The sequence below is a fragment of the Betaproteobacteria bacterium genome (assembly GCA_009377585.1).
Lineage (GTDB): Bacteria > Pseudomonadota > Gammaproteobacteria > Burkholderiales > WYBJ01 > WYBJ01.
The window spans coordinates 1-3,628 of sequence record WHTS01000233.1 but is presented as its reverse complement, the minus strand read 5'-3'; the positions used below and the strand labels follow the sequence as shown (position 1 = coordinate 3,628).

Genomic DNA, 3,628 nt, shown 5'->3' with positions numbered 1-3,628 from the left:
TGGCCGCAAGGCTGCGCTGGATTTCAGGCTCATTGAGGCGCACGCCGCGTTCGACGAGAACGGCAAGATCGCCGCATGCGTGAGGGAGGTGGTCGACATCTGGCAACGGACCGCGTCGTTTCGCGGCACGCAGGTCGTTTTCTGCGACCTGTCGTCACCGAAAGGTGGCAAGTCGTTCAGCGTCTATGACGACATGCGCGATCGGTTGCTCGCCGGAGGCATTCCAGAAAAGGAAATCGCCTTCGTGCACGATGCCGATACGGATGCCCAAAAGGCGACGCTGTTCAAGGCGGTTCGTGAGGGCCGGGTCCGGGTGCTTCTCGGGTCCACCGCCAAGATGGGCATCGGCACCAATGTGCAGACCCGGCTGTATGCGCTGCATCACCTCGATGCGCCGTGGCGTCCTTGCGACGTCGAGCAGCGCGAAGGGCGCATCCTGCGTCAGGGCTCGACGTGTGATGAGGTGGAAATATTCCGCTATGTCACTGAAGGCAGTTTTGACGCCTATCTATGGCAGACCCTGGAGACCAAGGCGCGTTTCATCGCCCAGGTGATGAAGGGTGACCAAGGTATTCGGTCGCTGGAGGATGTGGAGCTGGCAGCATTGTCGTACGCCGAAGTGAAGGCCTTGGCGTCCGGCAATCCGCTGGTGATCGAAAAGGCCGGCGTGGATGCGGAAGTCGCAAAGCTCTCGACGCTCTTTTCGGTGTGGCGCAATCAGCGCTACGCCAACGAGGGTGAAATCGGACGCCTGCCCATGATGATCCAGTCGCTCGAACGGAAGATCGAGTCGTACGCGAAAGATGCCGAGCGCATTGAACTGCAGACGATCCAAGGCATCATGCTCGATTTGTCGGGGCAGCGCGTCGTTGGCGCTGATGCTGTTGGCGATGCGCTTCGTCCGATTATCCGTTCGACGAAAGAGGATCTGCAGACTGCAAGCCGCGCGATCGAACGGATCATTGGCCGGTTCGCCGGTTTTGAACTGGGCGTGTACGCGGCCCGAGGTGCCGAGTCCCCGAATCTGTATCTTCTCGGGGACTGCCTCTATCACGCCGATCCGTATCAAACCGGGCCCGGTCTGGTGGCGGCGTTGCTGGCGGTGCTGGAGTCGATTCCCAAACACCGTGCCGACGCTGTGTCCCAGTTGGAGATGAAGCGCAAGCGTCTGAAGGATATCCAGCGAGAACTGGACCGCCCATTCGAGTACGAGAATCGGCTTGCCGATCTGCTCGCAAGACAGCGCGAGCTGCTCAGGTTGCTTGATCTCGACAAGGACGAAGCAGGCTCGGGCAGAATAGATGCCGAAGACGTGAAACAGGCCGCCTGATCGTTTGACCCCGCTGCCGCAAGGTGGCGGGGTTTTTTATTGAGTGCTGCAGGAAAACCTTAGCCAGCGAGACGTCGAGCGCTTCGGTGGCAAAAGTGACCGCGACCGCTGCAACCCTACTTCTTGCTATGCCTGTCCAGTGCGGTGATGAAATGCCAGAACAGCTTCCCGATAAGCCGCTCGAACCGCCGAATAGCCGCCACGCGCCGTATCGTGGCAAGCCAAGCAACAGCGCAATAATCAGCAAGACGAGGCTGCCTACGGCGATAGTCCCGGGATCAGCAAGATCGTAGTTATGATCAACGTCTCCTCGGATTCGGCGCCCTTGTAAAGCGCGAAATCCGTGGGTCGCGCTGTCCAGCAGGGAAGGAAAAAGGCCGTTCAAGCCCGGCCGGGTTGTGCAGACTAAGGATCTGGCAAATTTGATCGGTATGCGCATTACGGATCAGGCGAGCGAGCAAGCAAAATGCTGTCGAGCGCAATGCCTGCGAGCTCCCGGATCGGCCCGGGAACCACGGCGAGCCGAACGCGCACGTTAGTGAATGCGAATTTTCGCAGCCTGCACCACCTTATGCCACTTCGCAATTTCGCTGCGTATCAATCTGGCGAACTCTTCAGGTGTATTGCCCGCAGGTTCGAGGCCTAGTGCGGCAAAGCGCTGCCGGAGCGCCGGAGATTTGAGCGCCCGGTTTATTTCTGCACTGACTTTGTCTACGATCGGGTGCGGCGTTCCGGCCGGGAACAGCATGCCATACCAGACATCGAACTCATAACCCGCGACGCCGCTCCGAGCGTCGACTGCCAGTGTCCTTCCCTCATACGCCGAGCCTCGTACGTCACATGCCGCAGCGAGCAGAGTATGAACGCCTAGGTGAGCTCCGCGGGCGCCGAAGGATTCGCCACATCGGCGGCACACACCACCACGCCATGCTCGCTGCACGCCTTGAGGTCGATGTGTGAAATGCCTCGGCCGGTTTGGCTCAAGAGCTTCAGGTTCTGGAATCGCGCGATGAGCTCGCATGTGACAGGCGTGCGCTCGCGCAACAACACGACCGCATTCGAGTCATGCAGACGTGCTGCGAGCTCAGCGACATTCTTGACGTTCTCTCTGAGAATGGCAACGTCGTGGTCATGCAGCCGGGAAAAGCATTTCAGGCGGCGGATCGCATCCTGATAATCATCGAGAACGGCGAATTTCAACGCGCAGTGTCCAAGCCTAGGCTAGATACCGGTCGACTATTTCCGATCCAGTGGCGGCCCATACGCCCTCATGAGCCGTAGCGCACACCCGAAGAGGGGTAGCAATAGCAAATCCGAATCGGAATTACTAATGCGCTTACCGAAAAGTCTGTGAGAAGATGAAGCGCGATCTTGATGAGCGCGACCATGCGCCGATCATGCCATGAACCGTAATCTTACGGTTACCAGCCTCGGATTGACTAAATGCGGAGTACAATTCTTATCCGTAACATGACCGACCTTTCCCTCAAAGTCTTACGCTGCCTCGCGGATGGCGGGTTTCACTCTGGCGCGGCGCTTGCGCGCGCATTCCACGTCACTCGCGGAACGATCTGGAATGCGATGCGCCGCCTCGATGCCGCGGGGCTCGAGATCTACCGCGTCCGGGGCCGGGGCTACCGGCTTGCTCATCCTGTTTCACTCCTCGACGTGGCTTCGATTGAGCGGTCCGCCCGCAGCGCAGCCCGCTGTTTCGAGATCGAGCTCGTAGACATTGCCGATTCCACCAACACCCTGCTCATGGAGCGGGCAGCGTCGGGCGCACGGGCCGGGAGCGTAATCGTTGCCGAATGGCAGGATCACGATGGTGGAAGGATACGGCACGTATGGCATGCTGATGTCGCCGGGGGTCTCACATTCTCGGTCCTATGGCGGTTCGCCCAGGGGGCGAGCTCGCTCGGAGGTTTGAGTCTCGCCGTTGGTGTCGCGCTCATCCGCGCAACTACTAAGCTCGGCGCTTGTGATGTGCGGCTCACGTGGCCCAACGACATGGTTTGGCGCGGGACCAAGCTTGCAGGCATGATGATCGAAATGAAAGGCGCTGCAACAGGTCCTACCGCGGTGGTGTTCGGCATCGACATCAATGTCGGACTGATGAAGCCCATCGCCGGCCAAATCAACCCGGCGGCTGCGGACCTCGAGATGGCGTGCCGCCGGAAGCTCGATCGCAGCGCGGTGCTCGGAATGGTTCTCCGGGAGCTTGCGCAGGTGCTGGGCGCCTTCGCTCGTGACGGGCTAGGGTCGATGCGTGCGGAGTGGGATCGTCATCATATCCATCAT

At 59.8% G+C, this 3,628-nt stretch carries 3 protein-coding genes; 1 reads left to right on the top strand and 2 read right to left on the bottom strand.

Going from position 1 to position 3,628, the window contains the following annotated elements; translation table 11 throughout:
- Positions 1 to 1,865 precede the first annotated feature (1,865 nt).
- Together GEV05_30850 and GEV05_30845 are read right to left on the bottom strand one after the other, a co-directional pair.
- On the bottom strand, positions 1,866 to 2,078 hold the full coding sequence (locus GEV05_30850) for a hypothetical protein (GenBank protein ID MPZ47676.1): 213 nt from the start codon (positions 2,076 to 2,078) through the stop codon (positions 1,866 to 1,868).
- Positions 2,079 to 2,197: 119 nt separating this feature from the next.
- Complete coding sequence (locus GEV05_30845) at positions 2,198 to 2,530, bottom strand: hypothetical protein (GenBank protein ID MPZ47675.1); 333 nt, start codon at positions 2,528 to 2,530, stop codon at positions 2,198 to 2,200.
- 243 nt (positions 2,531 to 2,773) lie between these two features.
- Here GEV05_30845 and GEV05_30840 point away from each other — a divergent pair.
- Positions 2,774 to 3,628 (top strand): biotin--[acetyl-CoA-carboxylase] ligase (locus tag GEV05_30840; protein ID MPZ47674.1); only part of this gene is annotated, 855 nt, incomplete at its 3' end.